Here is an 18,152-nt window from a genome sequence, read left to right on the forward strand (position 1 = left end):
GATGAAAGCAGTGGGATGGCGGAACTGAAGTCGATCGAACCGTTGAGCAGGCCGCCGCTCCTTCACGTCACCGTGCAGGAAAGCCTCAGGGCCTATATCGAAAGCAACCAGCTCAAGGCCGGCGATCCCTTGCCGCCGGAGACGTTCCTGGCGCAGCGGCTCGGCGTCGGCCGCAACTCCGTGCGGGAGGCCATCAAGGCGCTGGAATCGATCGGCATCCTGGAGACGCGACGCGGCATCGGCGTGTTCGTCAAGGAGTTCTCGTTCAAGCCGCTGCTGGACAACCTGGCCTACGGTTTGCAGGATTCGCTCCGCGACGTCGAAGAGCTGCGCGAAATCCGTCGCGTGCTGGAAACCGGCCTCATCGCCAAGACAATCGAGATGATCAGCGCCGATGACATCGAGGCGCTGCGCCAGTTGACCGAGCGCATGCGGCTACGTGCCGAGCGCCATGAGAGCTTCGCCGAAGAGGACCAGCAATTCCATCAGCTGCTGTTCCGCTGCCAGAACAATCGCATGCTGAGCGCGCTGATCGACATCTTCTGGATGGCGTTCAACAAGGCCTCGAATTTCGCCAATCTCGATAATCCGACGCCGCTGGCGACATGGCGCGACCATCACGAGATCGTCGAGGCCGTCGCCGCCAAGGATGTCGACCAGGCACGTCGGCGGCTCGACGACCATTACCGGGGAATCCAGCAGGTTATCGCCAAGAACCGAACACCCTGAACATGCCAAGGGAGGAAACCATGCGCATCAGGACCACCGTATTCTCTATCGCAGGGCTGCTGCTCGCCAGCATTGCCCCAGTGACCAGCGTCCAGGCACAAAACGCCAAAACCATCGCCGGCGGCTTCGACGTCGGTCCCGGCGGCTTTCCCAAGAACTTCAACCCGCTGGTCGCGACCGGCGGCTACACCTGGCTCAGCACCTATTTTGAACCGCTGGTCATCTACAATGCCGGGCTGACCGAGATCGAAGGCGACCTCGCGAAGGACTACAAGATCAGCGACGACCAGCTGAGCTATACGTTCAACCTGGTCAACGAGACTTGGCACGACGGCAAGCCGTTCACCTCGAAGGACGTCAAGTTCACGCTCGAGCTTGCCAAGAACAAGGCCTCCGGCAGCCTGTTTGCCGCCCGTCTCGCCGACATCGCCTCGGTCGATGCGCCGGATGACCACACCGCAGTGGTGAAGCTATCGAAACCGAACGGATCGTTTCTATCGATCCTCTCGCAGCTGATGATCCTGCCGGAGCATGCCCTGGCCACCCTGTCGCCGGAATCGCTGGCGACCAGCACCTGGTGGTCGACCACTCCGGTCGGCACCGGCCCGTTCAAGTTCAAACGCTACGTGAGCGACCAATATGTCGAGCTGGCAGCCGATGACGATTATCGCGGCGGCAAACCGAAGGTAGACGTGCTCATCAACCGCTATTTCGAGTCACCGGCGGCGGCCGTCGCCGCGCTCCGTGCCGGCGAAATCCAGTTCACCTATGTCGAGCCCGACGATGCGGCCTCCTTCAAAAGTGACAGCAATTTCAAAGTGATCGAAGGTGCCTCCTACGTGGTCAACTATATCGGCCTGAATCAGAAGGTCGACCTGTTCAGGGATATCCGTGTCCGCCAGGCGATCATGTACGCGATCGACCGCAACGCCATCATAGACAGCCTCTATGGCGGTGCCGCCAAGCCGGCCAATTGCGGCTATGTCGCGCCGCATCTCGTTCCCCAGGGTCTCGAACCATATGCCTACGATCCGGCCAAGGCCAAGGCGCTGCTGACCGAGGCGGGCTGGGACAAGATCAACGGCGACAAACCGATCACCCTGCTGACCTATTACGGCTCGCCGCAAGCGGCCAACGTGATGGCCGCCATCCAGTCGATGCTGGCCGAAGTCGGCATTAACGTGGTGCCGCGCGTCGTCGATACGCCGACCTATAACGGCATCGTCTACAAACAAGGCACGCCGGACTGGAATGCCTTTCCGATGGTCTATGCCGGCCTGCAGAACGGCCCCAATCCGGCCAGCCTCAACCCCGGCCTCAACAAGTCGCAGATCCCGCCGGCAGGCTTCAACACCATGCGCATCGAATTCGACGATCTGAGCGCTGCATTGGACGCCGCCCTCGGCCAGACCGATCCGGCCAAGATCGACCAATCCTGGCAGGAGGTCTGCAAGGTGATGAACAAGGACCTGCCCTGGGCAACGCTGTGGGTGGCCAACCGCTATGGCGTGGCCTCCAACAAGCTGCGTGACTTCGTCTGGACGCCGGCGCCGGGCGGCGGCCCCTACGCAGCTCACCCGGAGCGCTGGGATATCCAGTAAGAACCCCGCAACGAAGCGAGCAGGCGGACCACTTTGGCGCCGCCTGCCACCGCCACGGATAGCCCATGTTGAGCTTCATTGCCCGCCGCAGCGCTACAGGATTGCTGATGCTGGTCGCGCTCAGCGTCCTCATCTTCATCCTGTTGCGGCTGGCGCCGGGCGATCCGATCGACGCCTATATCAACCCGTCGGTGCCGATGTCCGCCTCCGATCTCGAGGGGCTGCGCGAACGGCTTGGGCTCGACCGGCCGCTTCCCGTGCAATATCTGGCCTGGCTGCGCGCGGCGCTGGGCGGCGACTTCGGCTTTTCGATCCAGCGCAGCGGCGTCGCCGTGCTGCCGCTGGTCATGGAGCGCATCGGCCCGACCGCGCTGCTGATGGGCACGGGCCTGGCGATCGCCATCGTGCTCGGCATTTCCGCCGGCATTTTTAGCGCGGTGCGCCGTAACGAACCGTCCGACATCGCGCTGTCGGTGCTGTCGTTTATCGGTATCTCCAGCCCGGCTTTTCTGACGGCGCTGCTTGGCCTCTATTTTTTCTCGGTGCTGCTGCGCTGGGCGCCGTCCGGCGGCATGCAGACCGCGGGTGCGTCGTTCTCGATGACCGACGTGCTTGCGCACCTCATCCTGCCCGCTTGCCTGCTGTCCATCGGCCATGCCGCGCTGATCATGCGCTACATGCGCGCTTCGCTGCTGGAAGTGCTCAACCAGGATTACGTGCGGACGGCGCGTGCCAAGGGCGTGCGCGAGTTCTGGATTATCATCAAGCACGCGACCCGCAACGCGCTCTTGCCGGTCATCACGCTGATCGGCTCGACGGTCGGCATCGCCATTGGCGGCGCCATCTTCCTGGAAAGCGTGTTCAATTGGCCGGGCATGGGACTGCTTCTGGTCAATGCCGTTGGCACCCGCGATTACCCGGTGATCATGGGCGCCACGCTGGTGATCGGCGTTTGCGTCATCCTGGTCAACCTGTTGACCGACGTCGTCTATGCCGTCGTCGACCCGCGCATTCAGGTGGCGTGATGGCAATCACTGCGCCGGACCCAACGGTCGACCCGACAGCCTTACCGCACACCAAGGGGCCGCTCCGCCGCGCGTTCGACCGCTTTTTCGAAAACCGCGCGGCGCGTGCCGGGCTTTTGATCGTCATCCCGATCCTGTTGGCGGTTTCGACATATCCTTTGTGGTGGCCGTTCGGCCCGAACGCCATCGACCTCAGGGCGATGAACAAGGCGCCGTCGGCCATTCATTGGCTGGGTAGCGACGGCGTCGGGCGCGACGTCATGGCCCGGTTGCTGCAAGGTGGGCGGATCTCATTGCTGGTCGCCGTCTGCTCGGTCGCCATATCGACCGTCATCGGCTTCCTGGTCGGCGCCGTCGCCAGCTTTGGCGGGCGCCTCGTCGACGGCACGGTGATGCGCTTGGTCGATCTGGCGATGACGCTGCCGCCGGTGATCTTCCTGCTGGTGCTGGCTTCGATAGCCGGCACCGGCATCGCGCCCACCATACTGGTGATCTCGCTGCTCTCCTGGCCGGTGCTGTCGCGCATGGTGCGCGCCCGGCTGCTCGAACTGCGCGAGCGCGATTTCGTCGTGGCCGCCCGCGGCATGGGCGCGGGGCTGCCGCATCTGCTGTTCCGGCACGGCCTGCCCAATTGCATCGATATCCTGGTCGTCTATGCCACCTTGCAGATCGCCAACGCCATCCTGCTCGAGGCTGGCCTGTCCTTCCTCGGCCTTGGCATCGCGCCGCCCGAAGCCAGCTGGGGCAACATGCTCAATCTCGCCCGCTCCACCGTCGTGCTTGAAAATTATCCGTGGCAATGGATGTTCCCAGGCGCCGCACTGGTGCTCACCGTGCTCGCCATCAACTTCATCGGCGACGGCCTGCGCGACGCATTCGATCCCCGCTCCGATCTCAACTGACCTCGAAGGTTCATCAAAATGCCCCTGTTTACCGGCGTCGTGCCACCTGTCGTCACCCCGCTCAATGCCGATTTCAGCGTCGATTTCCCGTCGTTCACGCGCACCATCGAGAACCTGCTCGACGGCGGCGTCCACGGGCTGTTCGTGCTGGGCTCGACCAGCGAGGTGGTCTTCCACGACGAGGCGGGCCGCAGGGCCGTCCTCGAGCACGCGGTCAAGGTCAATAACGGCCGGGTTCCGATCTTCGCCGGTGTTATCGACCCGACGACCGACCGCGTCATCAACCACGCCCGTATCGCCAGATCGGCCGGTGCCGACGCCATCGTCGTCACCGCGCCGTTCTATACCCGCACCAGCCAGCCCGAGATCGGCGATCACTTCCGCTACATCAAAGATGCGCTCGACATTCCGGTCATCGCCTACGACATCCCGGTCTGCGTGCACGTCAAGCTGGAGCGCAAGACCACGGTCGGTCTCGCCAGGGAAGGAGCCATTGCGGGTATCAAGGATTCCAGCGGCGATGACGGCAATCTGCGTTACGTGCTCAAGGACATGGCCGACGATCCCAGTTTTTTCGGCATGACCGGTTCCGAGATCCTGGTCGACAGCGTGCTGGCGATGGGCGCGCATGGCGTCGTGCCGGGCCTCGCCAATGTCGACCCGCATGGTTATGTCAGGCTGTGGAAGCTGACGCAGGCGGGCCAGCTTGCCGAAGCCCGCCTGGAGCAGGAGCGGTTGTTGAAACTTTTCGAGATCGTCTGGATCTCGCTCGGCAGGACCAGCGCCGGCTCGGCGGGCGTCGGCGCCTTCAAGGCGGCGATGAAGAGCCTCGGCATCATCGCCTCGAACACCATGGCGCGGCCGCAGCGCAGCCTGAACGAGCAGGAAACCGCAAAGATCGACATGATCCTTCGCGATGTGGGGCTGCTCCGCTGAGCGCCACGCCGATCCTGTCGATTTCCGGCCTGCGCGCGGTGTTCCGCATTGCGGGGCGCGACATCGCGGCGGTAAGGGATGTCGACCTGACGATCGGCTCCGGCGAGACCGTGGCGCTCGTTGGCGAATCCGGATCGGGCAAGTCCGTCACCAGCCTGTCGATCATCGGATTGCTGCCGAAAAGGGTCGGACATATCGCCGAGGGGTCGATCGCGCTGCGGCGCAAGAACGGCACGCTCACCGAACTGACCAGCCTCGATACCGAGTCGCTGCGCAAGATACGCGGCAACGAGATCGGCATGGTGTTCCAGGAGCCGATGACCAGCCTCAACCCGGTCTACACGATCGGCGAGCAGATCGCCGAACCGATCCGCATTCATCTCGGCAAATCGCACCGCGAGGCAGAAGCAGACGCGGTGCGGCTGCTGGAACAGGTCGGCATTCCCGATCCGAAGCGGCGGGCGCGGCAGTATCCGCACGAACTTTCGGGCGGGATGCGCCAGCGCGCCACCATCGCCATGGCCCTGTCCTGCGATCCGGGCTTGCTGATCGCCGACGAGCCGACCACCGCGCTGGACGTCACCATCCAGGCCCAGATCCTCGATCTTTTGGCCGAGCTGCAGGCGCAGCGCGGCATGGGCATCCTGTTCGTCACCCACAATCTCGGCGTCGTCGCCGAAATCGCCGACCGGGTAGCGGTGATGTATGCCGGGCGTATCGTCGAAACAGGTCCGGTGAGCGAAGTGTTCACCCGTCCGCGTCATCCCTATACCGCCGGGTTGATGCGTTCGGTGCCGCGGCTCGGCCAGGCCACGGCACTGAAGCTGGCGGGCACGCCGCTGCCGACCATTGCCGGGAATGTTCCGTCGCTCGCGTTGCTGCCCAAAGGCTGTTCCTTCGCGCCGCGCTGCCCGATGGCTATCGCTGCCTGCCGTGCCGCAGTCCCGCCCTTGTTTGCGGCGACGCCGACCCAGCAAAGCCGCTGCCTGCGTTGGGAGGAGCTCTGATGGCCGACGTTCCCTTCCTTTCGGTCAAAAACCTGACCAAGCATTTTGCGCCGACAGCGTTCTCGCGTGGCCCGGTGGTCAGGGCGCTGGAGGACATTTCCTTCGATGTCAGGCGTGGCGAGGTGGTCGGCCTGGTTGGCGAGTCCGGCTCAGGCAAAACCACGATCGGCCGTTCGGTGCTGCGTCTGATCGAGCCGACATCCGGCCAAATCACCTATGACGGCACCGATATCACCAGGCTGGGTGCCGCCCAGTTGCGCCGCCAGCGTCGCAAGATGCAATATATTTTCCAGGATCCCTTCGCCAGCCTGTCGCCGCGCATGACGATAGGGCAGATCCTCACCGAAGGCCTTGACATTCAAGCCATTGGCAAGAGGTCCGAGCGGCGGGCGAAGGCCGCGAAGGCACTTGCCGCGGTCGAGTTGCCGTTCGACGCCTATGACCGCTACGCCCATGAATTCTCGGGCGGCCAGCGCCAGCGCATCGGCATCGCCCGGGCGCTGACGCTCGAGCCGGAATTCATCGTCGCCGACGAGCCGGTCTCGGCACTCGACGTCTCGATCCAGGCGCAAATCATCAATTTGTTGCGCGACCTGCAGCTCCGGCTCGGCCTGACCATGCTGTTCATTTCGCACGATCTGGCCGTTGTCGAGTACATCTGCGACACGGTCATCGTGCTCTATCTCGGGCGCATCATGGAGGTTGCGCCGGCCGCCGAGCTTTATGCCCGGCCGCAGCATCCCTACACGCGTGCGCTGCTGTCAGCCATTCCATCGCTCGATCCGCTGGCAAGGCAAGGCCGGCAGGTGCTCAAAGGCGATATTCCCAGTCCGGCGAACCCGCCGTCGGGCTGTGTTTTCCGAACCCGTTGCCCGTTCGCGCTGGAGGCTTGCGCCGCGGCCGTGCCGCCACTGAGGGCGACAGCCGACGGCCATCTGAAGGCCTGCATTCGCGACGACATCGCTTAGGAATAATTGCCCAGACAACGGTCAAACAGGTCCCCAATCCCAGGCGTTCATCGACATCCACCGCCCGGTTTCACGAAGCTGTTATTGTCGTTCCCGTCATTGAAACGTCAGCGATGCCGACCCATATGCACGCTGCGCCGGATGTTTCCTCCCATTCGTCCGGCGCGTTCCCCTCTGAAGGTTTTCGACCTTCACATCTGGCCGGGCTTTGCAGCCCGGCCTTTTTTCTACGGGGTTGGTGAGCGAGCCGAGATCATGGCGCAGGCGTGCCCAGCGTATCGATGCGTTTCGCCAGCGCCGCGGGATCGCCAAGCACACGGACCGTCTTCAGCCGAGCGGTGCCGCCGGCGACGATCGAGACGGCCGAAGCGGCCACGCCAAGCGCCTTAGCGACCAGCCTTTCCAGCGCTCGATTGGCGGCCCCGTTTTCCGGCACGGCGCGAACGCGAGCCTTCAGATGGCTTCGCCCATCCGCGGTCGTTTCGGCCCCCTCGAGCCCGTCCATCGCGGATTTCGGCGTCAGCCGGACGAACAGGTCGATGCCGTCGGCGCGCGTGCGGAACGCGCGCGCAGGGGACGCCTGCACTCAGACGACCAGCGAAAGCACAGTGGTGAGCAGGAACTGCCGGATGAAGAACAGGATCAGCAGCAGGATGATCGGCGAGATGTCGATGCCGCCGAGATCGGGCATGAAGCGGCGGATCGGCCGCAGCGCCGGTTCGGTCAGCCGATAGAGCATGTTGCTGATGGTATCGACGAACTGGTTGCGGGAGTTGACGACGTTGAAGGCGTAGAGCCAGGAAAATATCGCCGAGGCGATGATGATCCACCAGTAAAGGTCAAGCGCCATGACAATGGTCTGAATGAGGGCGATCATGCCGGTCTCCGATTGTTGCCGACATGTAGCCACTGTAGCTGAAAGCGGCAAGAGCCGCGTTCCGACGCGTGGGCGAGGCGCACGAACGGCCGAACGGCATTTCGGCAGCAAGCGCAGCCTTGACAGGAAACCGCAGCGGCCGATAAAAGCCCCATCCGCTGGACGGGGCTGTAGCTCAGCTGGGAGAGCGCGTCGTTCGCAATGACGAGGTCAGGAGTTCGATCCTCCTCAGCTCCACCAGCGGATTTTTCGAACCCCCCGTGAATGCTGAGGAAACCTTTCTCGGATTCCATGAGTTTTCAGATCAAGCAACCGAATGCATCGCGGGCCTCTGCCGGCTTGGCACCGTCGTCGCCGGGTGGATTCATATCGGCGACGTAAAGGCCCTCTACACCAATAGCGTATGCGGCCTATTGCCACTGCGCCTCCTCCTTGCCAGACTTGGCCCGTCTTCAAAACCGAGGGGAATTCACCATGACCGGCACGACAAGACGTGATTTTGTAGGTCTTACAGGAGTGGCAGCGACTGCCCTGGCCGGTGCTGTTGCAACACGAGCTACCGCTGCCGAAAGTGACGTATCGCCATCGTTCGATGAGGTTCTTCAAGAGTACAATCTAAACAACACAGAAAGGACTAGATCAAAGCTGGCGATCTATGTCGTCCTTTCTCATCTGCACGCCAGCCTCGAGAAGGAATTTAGTGACCTTGGGCTAGAGCTGCCTCTAGGAAAAAAGGCCTTGCCATCGAATCTGCCGGCCAATTTCGAAGACGCGCAGGTTGCACCCCTTCCGTGGCTCTTCAAGCCCTCGGAAGTTACCGACCACGAACGAAACGGCTATGCGACGATTGCAATGCGAATGAACGCAGTGATGGCAAGACACACCGCTGACGTGAGTGTCGGGGTTTCGCATATCATGTCGCACAAGGGATAACCGCGACCTTGCCGGCGAGCACGGCACGTCAGGCGAGCACAACGCCGGCCGGCGATTTGTTGTTGCGGGCGAACCGATTACCTGTTTTCGCGAGGCGACTGCGCTGCGAGAGTCCTCACAATGGATAAATCCTTCCGGGACGCGCCGCGCGAGATAGCAAAGCTCTCGGCACCCCGGCCAGTGGGAATTGTCAGCCGTCCGCGCGTAGTGGCGCTGCTTTCGCAGGCCCTCGACAGCGGTGCATGCTGGCTGGCTGCGCCTGGTGGATACGGCAAGACCACCGCGGTGATCGACTTTCTGGAACACGGCGGGCTGGAACAAGGCGGGCTGAAGCAAGGCGAATCGGCGTACAACTGGTATCGGGTCGACACCGAGGACCAGGACGTTGCGCGGCTTTTCCATTATCTGACGCTGTCGCTCGACGGCAGGCATGCCGGCATGCCGGTCTTTGGTCCGGAATATGCCGACAATTCCGACGATTTCGCGCGGCTGTTCTTCCGCACCTATTTCTCGCGGCTTGATCCGGGCACGATCCTGGTCCTCGACGATCTGCATCGTGCCGATGCACCAGGCTTTCGCCGGACGCTGGCGATCCTGTTACGCGAACGCCCCAATACCGTCCGCTGCATCTGCACATCGCGGATGCTGCCCGAGGGCGATGTCGCCGACCTCGTGCTGTCCGGACAGTTGCCGGTCCTCAACCAAACGCTGCTGGAGTTTTCGCCTGCGGAGGCTCGCAACCTCGTCACCGCCCGCTCGCAATCGCCGTCCGAGGTCGGCGACATTTCGGAGGCGCGGGGCTGGGCGGTGGGCCTTCTCCTGCTGGCCAACGCCGGAATGTACTACCCGCTTTCGCAGACCGGCCTTGCCGGAGGCGCCGGCCTTCGGGAGATTGTCGGACGTTATTTCCTGCGCGACATCGCGCCGGAGGACCAGGATCTGCTGATCAGGCTCAACCTTCTGCCGGAGATCAGCACGGAGCTTGCCGATGCGTTCCTGGGTTCGCCGCAGGCTGCCCGCCTGCTGGTGCGGCTGCAGCATCGCCAACTGCTGATCACGCGCGACGGTCCGGGCGGCGCCGCCTTCCAGCTGCATGACTTGTTGCGCGAATACCTTGCCGGCCTACTGGACCGGCGCGTGACGGAAGCGGACCGTTCCAGGCTGCGCGAGCAGGCAGCAAAGGTCTTGCACGAGGCCGGCAAAACCGACGCGGCAATCGTGCTGGCGTTGCAGGCGGGCGCTTGGCCGCTGGCACGCCAGCTCATTCTGCAGTGCGCTAACGGCGTTCTCTCGCAAGGGCGCAGGGCCAGCTTCGTCGAATGGTGCAACAGGCTGCCCGCCGACGAGATGGACGGGTGGGTCCATTATTGGCTGGGGGTCGCCTTCGCGTCGGACGATGCGAAGGCCGAGCCGCACTTCTCCAAGGCATGGCAAGCATTCGAGAACACCGACATGCGCGGCCAATGCCTGACGGTCGCGCGGGCGGTCGTAGTCAAGACCGCCAGTTGGCGTACGCATGAGGGGCTGGCGGATTGGACGCGCCGAGCCTCACAGGTTCTTGCCAAGGGGTTGCCGGAATTGGATCCGGAGGAACTCATGATGGTCAGGCTCGGCATCCTGCGGGCCGTCGATTTCGCCGAACCTGGCGAATTCGACGCCCATGACGCGAAGCGCCTCGTGAATGATATCCAGCAGCGCCTAACACATCTGCCGATCGAGGATTCGGTCGAGTTGCGCCTGCTGGCAAGCGAAGCGCTCATCGACTACGCGACCTCGTCGGGGCAGCGCGACATTTTTGCCAATGCCGTGGACAGCGTTGCCGCCGACCTCGAACATCCGGATATCCCACCGCTGGTGCTCGGCATGTGGCTGGTGTCCTTTGGCTCGGCCAGCGGCCGTTACTTCCCCTATTCGCGGCGCGGTTTTGTCTATGCCTCGGCCGAGGATGCGTTGCGACGCGCAACGGCGATAGGCGAGCAGCACGCTCTACGGGGCGTCGAGTTCAGCGCCCTCTACCAGCTCCAATTGCTGATGAAGCTTCACAACAGGTTCTCGGAGTTCAATGCGCTGGTCTCCCGACTGGGCGAGATCGCGGACAGCAGGTTCACCACCCAGGTCGCGGTCGTCGCCGACTGCCATGCGGCGATGCACACGCGCAACGGCGACTTCGCCAAGGCCTATCTCGACTGCGATGTCTTCATGGATGCGATCGAGCGGGCGAACGAGCCGATGATCGAGCGCTGGCCGCATTACGTCACCAAATACCAGGTCCTGCTGGCCGACCGGCGTCCGGCGGAGGCGATTGCGCTACTCCAGGGGATCGCCGAAAGGCTGAGCGGCGGCCCTCGCCAGCGTGTCGAACTCAGCATTCTAGCCGCCCGGGCCTTGGAGCAGAAGTGGAACGGCGGCGCGTCCTATGGCACTCGTCTGGCTGAATTCATGGCGGCATTGCGCGAGGTCAATCCCTCGGCGATCTTGCTCAACCTGCCGGACTTGCTAGCCGAGCTGATCGCCGATGCGCTGGAGCGAAAGATCGATGTCGATCTCTGCCGCCGCGTCGTTCGGGCGCGATATCTGGTCCCGCCCGCTGGCCGCCCCGCCCAGTGGCCTTGGCCGCTCAGGATACACTTGATGGGAGGCTTCCGCCTCGAGATCGATGGCGCCGAGGTCGCGCCCGGTGCCAAACCTACCCGCGCTCTCGACATATTGCGCATTATCTGCCTCTCGAGGGATCAGGTCTGTTCGGTGGAAACCCTGCAGGATTGGCTCTGGCCCGACCTCGACGGCGACCAGGCCAAAGCGGCCTTGGAGCAGGCGCTGCATCGTCTGCGCAAATTGCTCGGGCAAGGCGAACTCGTAACCCTGAGAGAAGGCCGTTTGCGGCTCGCTGCCGACAAGGTCTGGATCGATCTGCAGGATTGGGAAGACCGGCTGAAACCCGTTCTGTCGGGCCAAAGAGACAGCGCAATCGAGGAGCAGGAGATGCTGCTGGAAGGCTTTGTCGGCCCGCTTTTCTCGAATGGCCCGACGCCCGCCTGGTCGAACGCCGCGGCCGACCGGGTGCGGGACGGGTTGGTGGAGCTTGCCGTGCGGATCGCCAAACACTGGCAGAGCCGAGGCAACGCAGATCGGGCACGCCAAGCGTGCCGGCGTGCGCTCGATTTCTACCCGGAATCGGCCAAACTCCATGGCACGCTCATCCAGGAGAGCCTCTCCAGAAACGACCACGCCGGCGCCATCGAGGATTACCGGCGCTATGAACGCGCGCTCGCTTCGACCGGCGATGACGAGCCCTCGCCTTTGCTGCGTTCGCTCGTGCGCCCGTTTCTCTAGACCGGTTCATCGTCTCACGGAAACGCCGAACCGCTCTATCTCTTTATTTTTGCGCAATTCCGGACGGAAAACCGTTCCACACGTTTCCTGGAATTGCTCTGGCGCAGCTCGGAACTCTGTAAGCCGTCCGTAAGTCGCGGTCTGGGAACCTCGGCTCGTCGATCAAAACCGATCGCCGGAGGCCTGAAGCCCCCGATACCAACACTCACAGGAAGGAAAAGGTCATGCCGTATACTGCCAGAGCAACTTCAAGAGTGCGTGCCGGCACCATCCGCGCTGGAGCCACAAGACTTTCCGACCAGCTCAGGATCGGGCCTTGGTCGCTCCTATCGCCCGAAGCTGTCATACAGCAAAAGTACAACTCCCTTGGAGGCGCCGGCTTCGCCGAGATCGACAGGAAGGAGACTGGAAAAGCCTGGTATCTCAAGAACGGCTCATGCATTTGTTACAACGATGCCATGCACGACGCCTTTGAGATCCACGGCGACATCTACAGGAAATGGATTGCGCTTGGCGGTCTCGCGTGGGGCATTCCCTGCACCGACGAAACCGGAACTCCCGACGGCGTCGGCCGATACAATCACTTCAACAACAATACCGCTTCGATCTACTGGACACCGAATATCGGTGCTCAAGCGATTTGGGGGGCAATTCGCGGCAAATGGGCAGCAATGGGCTGGGAGCGCTCGGTTCTCGGCTATCCGGTCACCGACGAGACCGGAACTCCCGACGGCGTCGGGCGCTACAACCATTTTGCCAATGCCGGCTCGATCTACTGGACACCGAACACAGGAGCCAACGTGGTGTACGGTGACATCCGCAAGAAGTGGGAAAGCCTGGGCTGGGAACAGTCATATCTGGGGTACCCAACCACCGACGAGACCGAATTCGCCGACGGTGGCCGTGCCAATCTGTTTGAAAACGGCGGCATATATTGGTGGCCCGACACCGGCGCGATCGACCTTCGAGATGTCGTCGTCCACTATACCGGGCTCCATTGCTTCGGCGAGACCGACTGGGATCAGGGGTCGAGTGCGGACGAGCCCTATGTCATCGTCAGCGTGACAACGCCGCAGATCGCCGACACCAAGCGCAGCCAGGTCTATGGCGACGTCGATGCGGGAGATACGAGACCCGACCTGATGGAGGTCTATCGAGGCAAGCCCTACGGCATCAATATCGGTACGGTGCTGATGGAAAACGATTTCGGCGATCCCAACAAGTACAAGGACGAAGTGCAGAAGGTCGTGATGGGCGTCCATACGGCGGGTACGCTGGCTTTGGGCCTCATTCCGGTGGCAGGACCTATCATTGCCGCAATAGCCGGCCCGGCCCTGGGATCGTTGATGCCATCGATCGGCGGCGCCATCAGCGATCTCTTCGATTGGGGCGATGACAGGATCGGGAGCGCGACAGTGACCATCTCCGCAAAGCAGATGGTGTTGCTCGCGGCACGTACGAACAATACCACCTTCAGCGGGATTGGGTTCAAAGTGGAAACGCCCCTGATTTCCGGCGAAGGGGCGTCCTACAAAGCCTATTTTGGCTTTGTGCCTGCCTAGACTATGCCAATCGCCCCGGCAAAAAAACTTGACGAGACAATCAACTTACTAGCCCCGCCTTCCGTTGGCGGGGCTGACGTTCGCGACTGAGAGATTTATTTCCGTAGCGGTCGTCGCAAGGCGGTCCGGATGCGCCAGCGGCCGATCAGCATAGCGGGCAGTCACCTCAACGACACTGCCGCAGCCAGCGAGGCCGAGCCGGGACCGACAGAAACCGGATCAGGCGGCGCGCAACCCGACACCATGACGGCCGACATCAATCAGGATGGAAGAGAACCGTGACAAGAGCGGGCACGCATCACACCAGTCCGCGCTTGGCCATCATTGCTTCCGGTGAAGGCATCTTGCCGCGGAAGGCGGTGTAGAGTTCTTCGGGGTCCTTCGAGCCGCCAGCGGCGTAGATGTTCTTGCGCAGCCGCTCGGCCAGCGCCGGATTGAACGGATCGCCCGTCTCCTCGAAGGAGGCGAAGGCGTCGGCATCGAGCACTTCCGACCACATGTAGGAATAATAGCCGGCCGAATAGCCGTCGCCGGCAAAGATGTGGCCGAAATGCGGGGTGCGGTGACGCATGGCGATGGTATCGGGCATGTTAAGCCGTTCCAGCGTTTCGGCTTCGAAACGAAGCGGCTGGTCCGGTGCATCCGGCCGCGCGTGGTAAGCCATGTCGACCAACGCCGAGGCAGTGAACTCGACCGTGGCGAAGCCCGCGCCGAAGGTGCGCGCCGCCAGCATCTTGTCGACCAGCGCCTTTGGCATCGGCTTGCCGGTCTTGACATGCAGCGCATGTTTTTCCAGCACCGCCGGTACCGTCAGCCAGTGCTCGTAAAGCTGCGAAGGCAGTTCGACGAAATCGCGGCTGACCGAGGTGCCAGCGACCGACGGCCAAGTGACGTCGGTCAGCATGCCGTGCAGAGCATGACCGAATTCATGGAACAGCGTCTTGGCTTCATCGACCGACAGCAAGGCGGCCTCGCCGGCCGGCGGCTTGGCGAAGTTCATGATGTTGTAAATGACCGGCTTCGAGCCGGGGCCAAGCCTGTAACCGGATTTCAGCGCGCTCATCCAGGCGCCGGAGCGCTTCGAGGGTCGCGCGAAATAGTCGGCGAGGAACAGGCCGCGCTCGCTGCCGTCGACATTCTTCACCACGAAAACACGTGCCTCGGGATGCCAGGTGGCAATGCCCTTCTTTTCTTCGAAAGAAATGCCGAACAATCGTGTTGCCACATCGAAACAGGCGTCGATGATGCGGTCTAGCTGCAGGTACGGCTTCAGCTCGGCCTCGTCGAAGGCGAATTTCTCTGCGCGCAGCTTCTCCTGATAGAAGCGCCAGTCCCAGGCAGCGAATTTTTCGTTGCTGCCGGCCTCGGCCGCCAGCCGCTGCAATTCGGCTTGGTCGCTTGCGGCCTTTTCCACCGCCTTTTCCCAGACCGGATCGAGCAGCGCGTGCACCGCCTCCGGCGTCTTGGCCATGGTATCGTCGAGCTTCAATGCGGCGTAGGAAGCATAGCCGAGCAGCTTCGCCTTCTCGGCGCGCAGGCGCAGCATGTCGCGCACCACTTCCGTGTTGTCGGTAGCGCCGCCATTCTGACCACGCATGATGAAGGCGCGGAACGCTGTCTCGCGCAGATCGCGGCGTTCTGAGAAGGTCGAGAACGGCTCGTAGATCGAACGCGACAGAGTGACGGCGTAGCGGCCCTTCTGGCCGCGCATCTCGGCGGCTTCCGCCATCGAGTTCTTCAGGAATTCCGGCAGGCCGGCAAGGTCGGCCTCGTCGAGGAACAACGCCCAGTCGCGCTCGTCGGCAAGCACGTTTTGGCCGAAATTGGTGCCGAGCGACGACAATTCCTCGTTGATCGAGGCCAGCCGCTTCTTGCCTTCGGCGTCGAGCATGGCGCCGGAGCGAACGAAGTTTTTCCAGGTCTTTTCCAAGACCCGCAGCGTTTCGGCATCGAGCTTCAAAGCATCGCGGCGCTGATAGAGGTGGTCGATGCGGGCGAACAGGCGTTCGTTCATCGAGATTGCCGAGAAGTGCCGCGACATCTTCGGCGAGATGTCGCGCTCCAGCGCCTGGATCGCCTCGTTGGTGTGGGCGCCGGCGCGGCACCAGAAGATCGACGAGACATGGTCGAGCGCCTCACCGGCAAGCTCGAGCGCGGCAAGCGTGTTTTCGATGGTCGGCGTCCCGGTGTTGCCGGCAATCGCCTCGATCTCGGCTTCATGCGCCTTCAGGGCCGCGTCGAAGACCGGAGAAAAATCGCCATCGCCGATGCGCGTGAAATCGGGCAGGCCGAGCGGTCCTTGCCATGCGGTCAGCGGATGGGCAGCGAGGTCGACGGTGGACGGCATGGGCAAACTTTCGCTGAGTGGCGGGAGAAGATGGATCGTCACCGATGTAAGGCGCCGGCCGGTTGCGCGCAACAGCGGGTCCCGTTCATGGTTCCGTCAGTAATCGTCGCAATTTTCGGCGATCGCGGCTTGCGAACTGGCGCTGATTTGGTCGTTGGCGACCGCGAAAGTCTCCTGCATCAGCATGTCGTTGCTGGGAAAATCATAGCAGGCGATCACAGTGGTGACGCCGCCCTCCTTCTTCTCGATCCGGTGGCGGATTTCGGCCCCGGCGACGGCGCCCTGCCACTCGGCGATCGAGGCGATGAATTCCTGCTTGCTTTGCACGACGCCGAGGTCGTCGAGCTTGATGCGGACGTTGTCGGCGAGCAGGTCCGACAATTCGGTGCGGTCGGCGACCAGCAGTGCCGAATACCAGCGGTCTATGATCGCGCTATCGTCGGCGCGCGCAACATTTGCTGAGCACAGCAGTGCCGCCGCCGCGAACGCGAACCGAGCTCGCATCATGCCCCTCGTCTCCTACTCCGTTTCCGGCCGCTCGAAATCGCCTGTGTCCTTGTTCATCACCCAAAGCTCGCCGGTCGAAATATCGAACCAGGCACCGTGGAGCGACAGCCGCCCCTTGCCTTCGAGGATCGAAACACAAGGGAAGGTGCGCAGATTGGCTATGGAATAGCGGATCGAGATGCGCTCCAGCGCCGTCTGGCGCTCGGTCGCGGTCATGAAGGTGCTGGACGATACGGTCTCGGCCGCAGGCGCGATCAGGCTCATCCACTTGCCGATGAAATCGCCCGGCGACAAGGGTGCGGCCGTGGTGTCGAGTGCCGCGCGGATGCCACCGCAGCGGCCGTGGCCCATCACCACGATGTTCTTGACCTTGAGGCTCTGCACGGCAAATTCGAGCGCCGCCGATGTCGAGTGGAACTGATCGTCAGGCGCATAGGGCGGCACCAGATTGCCGACATTGCGCAGCACGAACAGCTCGCCGGGCCCGGCGTCGAAGATCGCTTCGGGCGCGGCCCGCGAATCGCAGCAGGCGACGATCATTGTTTCCGGTGCCTGGCCCTCCCGCGCCAGCGAGCGATAACGGCCGCTTTCGGTGAGATAGCGGCCGCTCATGAAACTGCGGTAGCCGGTGAGAAGATGCTCGGGAAGATGGGGCATGGGCAGCGGTGGGAGCCTTTCCGGGTTGAAGGCAGCTCGGTTCAATCCCGAAAGGCTCTAGCGCATCGGCCCGAAAATCGGAACCGATTTTCGGAAAGCACCGAGACGCAGGTTCAAAGCGTGGAGCTCACTCTGCCCCAAGTGGACGGCACCTCGCTCCAGCCACATCCCGACAGTCGAGGCAACTGAACCCGGCCGGCGTATTCCTAGACTATTCCGCGATCTCCAGCAGGGTCGATATCAGCAGCCGGCGCTCTTCGACGGAGAGAATGTCCGAACCGAACAGGTTCATGCTGCGAAGCCCTTCGATGGCGAGATAGCAGACCAGTAGCGCCTTGAGATTCGGCGTCTCCTCCTTCAGCCGCTCGAACACCTGCCGCCTGAACGATTTTATCGGCGTCAGGAAGTCGGGATCCTCGGCAATCGCCGAAAATATCCAGGACGCCGACGGTTTCGATTCCTCGGCATGCTCGGCCGAAAGCTTGATGTAAGTTGCAAGCGAGCTTTCGCCGCTGATGCCGGCCGTGCGGGCGGACTCCAGTGCCTGCTCGAAGGCGCGCAGGTAATCCTCCACCAGCGCCTGCATCAATTTCGCCTTAGTTGGGAAATTGTAGAGAAGACCTCCCTTCGACACGCCGGCACGGCTGGCGACCGCATCCAGCGACAGGCTGCCAGGACCCGTCTCGCGCGCCACGGCGGCGGCAGCAGCGAGAATTTTTTCGCGCGAATTTGCTCTGCGGGCCTTCATCAAGCGTTCCCCATTCATTA

At 62.7% G+C, this 18,152-nt stretch carries 16 protein-coding genes and 1 tRNA gene; 11 read left to right on the forward strand and 6 right to left on the reverse strand.

All coding sequences use genetic code 11. The features are described 5' to 3' along the window. Positions 1-15: 15 nt before the first annotated feature. The 7 genes from NKJ35_RS21010 to NKJ35_RS21040 all read left to right on the forward strand — a co-directional run bounded on the left by NKJ35_RS21010 (position 16) and on the right by NKJ35_RS21040 (position 7,168). On the forward strand, positions 16-729 hold the full coding sequence (locus NKJ35_RS21010; RefSeq protein WP_352649419.1) for a FadR/GntR family transcriptional regulator: 714 nt from the start codon (positions 16-18) through the stop codon (positions 727-729). Positions 730-749: 20 nt separating this feature from the next. Continuing rightward, positions 750-2,330, forward strand: coding sequence for an ABC transporter substrate-binding protein (locus NKJ35_RS21015; protein WP_352649420.1), 1,581 nt, complete (start codon positions 750-752; stop codon positions 2,328-2,330). A gap of 65 nt (positions 2,331-2,395) precedes the next feature. Next, positions 2,396-3,355 (forward strand): ABC transporter permease, encoded by a 960-nt coding sequence (locus NKJ35_RS21020; protein WP_352480017.1) that lies wholly within the window; start codon positions 2,396-2,398, stop codon positions 3,353-3,355. Further along, a complete protein-coding gene (locus NKJ35_RS21025) occupies positions 3,355-4,257 on the forward strand; it encodes an ABC transporter permease (RefSeq protein WP_352649421.1) in 903 nt (300 codons plus the stop codon). The genes NKJ35_RS21020 and NKJ35_RS21025 overlap by 1 nt, the downstream gene beginning before the upstream one ends. An 18-nt stretch (positions 4,258-4,275) precedes the next feature. Beyond that, positions 4,276-5,193 (forward strand): dihydrodipicolinate synthase family protein, encoded by a 918-nt coding sequence (locus NKJ35_RS21030; protein ID WP_254817769.1) that lies wholly within the window; start codon positions 4,276-4,278, stop codon positions 5,191-5,193. Next, positions 5,190-6,200: an ABC transporter ATP-binding protein gene (locus NKJ35_RS21035; protein WP_352649443.1), complete on the forward strand. Its 1,011-nt coding sequence runs from the start codon at positions 5,190-5,192 to the stop codon at positions 6,198-6,200. Before NKJ35_RS21030 ends, NKJ35_RS21035 begins: the two co-directional genes overlap by 4 nt. Further along, complete coding sequence (locus NKJ35_RS21040) at positions 6,200-7,168, forward strand: ABC transporter ATP-binding protein (protein WP_352649422.1); 969 nt, start codon at positions 6,200-6,202, stop codon at positions 7,166-7,168. The genes NKJ35_RS21035 and NKJ35_RS21040 overlap by 1 nt, the downstream gene beginning before the upstream one ends. 253 nt (positions 7,169-7,421) lie before the next feature. Here the strand turns inward: NKJ35_RS21040 and NKJ35_RS21045 are convergent, their stop codons facing one another. After that, complete coding sequence (locus tag NKJ35_RS21045; RefSeq protein ID WP_254817767.1) at positions 7,422-7,754, reverse strand: DUF167 family protein; 333 nt, start codon at positions 7,752-7,754, stop codon at positions 7,422-7,424. Further along, complete coding sequence (locus NKJ35_RS21050) at positions 7,755-8,045, reverse strand: YggT family protein (protein ID WP_023678162.1); 291 nt, start codon at positions 8,043-8,045, stop codon at positions 7,755-7,757. It abuts the gene before it with no gap. Positions 8,046-8,209: 164 nt separating this feature from the next. Between NKJ35_RS21050 and NKJ35_RS21055 the strand changes: the two genes are divergently transcribed. From NKJ35_RS21055 to NKJ35_RS21070, 4 genes are all read left to right on the forward strand, one after another. Beyond that, a tRNA-Ala gene (locus tag NKJ35_RS21055) sits at positions 8,210-8,285 on the forward strand. A 234-nt stretch (positions 8,286-8,519) separates the two neighbouring features. Then, complete coding sequence (locus NKJ35_RS21060; RefSeq protein ID WP_352649423.1) at positions 8,520-8,978, forward strand: hypothetical protein; 459 nt, start codon at positions 8,520-8,522, stop codon at positions 8,976-8,978. A 120-nt stretch (positions 8,979-9,098) separates the two neighbouring features. Beyond that, positions 9,099-12,311 carry an AfsR/SARP family transcriptional regulator gene (locus NKJ35_RS21065; protein ID WP_352649424.1) on the forward strand — a complete coding sequence of 1,071 codons (3,213 nt, stop codon included), beginning with the start codon at positions 9,099-9,101 and terminating at the stop codon, positions 12,309-12,311. Between the two features lie 224 nt (positions 12,312-12,535). Next, entirely contained in the window at positions 12,536-13,873 is a 1,338-nt protein-coding gene (locus tag NKJ35_RS21070; RefSeq protein WP_352649425.1) for an LGFP repeat-containing protein, read from the forward strand. 298 nt (positions 13,874-14,171) lie between these two features. Here the strand turns inward: NKJ35_RS21070 and NKJ35_RS21075 are convergent, their stop codons facing one another. From NKJ35_RS21075 to NKJ35_RS21090, 4 genes are all read right to left on the reverse strand, one after another. Next, on the reverse strand, positions 14,172-16,226 hold the full coding sequence (locus NKJ35_RS21075; protein WP_352649444.1) for a M3 family metallopeptidase: 2,055 nt from the start codon (positions 16,224-16,226) through the stop codon (positions 14,172-14,174). A gap of 90 nt (positions 16,227-16,316) precedes the next feature. Continuing rightward, on the reverse strand, positions 16,317-16,727 hold the full coding sequence (locus tag NKJ35_RS21080) for a nuclear transport factor 2 family protein (RefSeq protein WP_502904656.1): 411 nt from the start codon (positions 16,725-16,727) through the stop codon (positions 16,317-16,319). Positions 16,728-16,739: 12 nt separating this feature from the next. Next, the gene (locus tag NKJ35_RS21085) at positions 16,740-17,384 is read right to left on the reverse strand and encodes a carbonic anhydrase (protein WP_352480025.1); all 645 of its coding nucleotides are present in this window, start codon (positions 17,382-17,384) and stop codon (positions 16,740-16,742) included. A gap of 211 nt (positions 17,385-17,595) precedes the next feature. Continuing rightward, entirely contained in the window at positions 17,596-18,132 is a 537-nt protein-coding gene (locus NKJ35_RS21090) for a TetR/AcrR family transcriptional regulator (protein WP_352649426.1), read from the reverse strand. Positions 18,133-18,152 lie beyond the last annotated feature (20 nt).

Origin of the sequence: Mesorhizobium sp. M0136, assembly GCF_040322515.1 — a bacterium.
GTDB lineage: Bacteria > Pseudomonadota > Alphaproteobacteria > Rhizobiales > Rhizobiaceae > Mesorhizobium.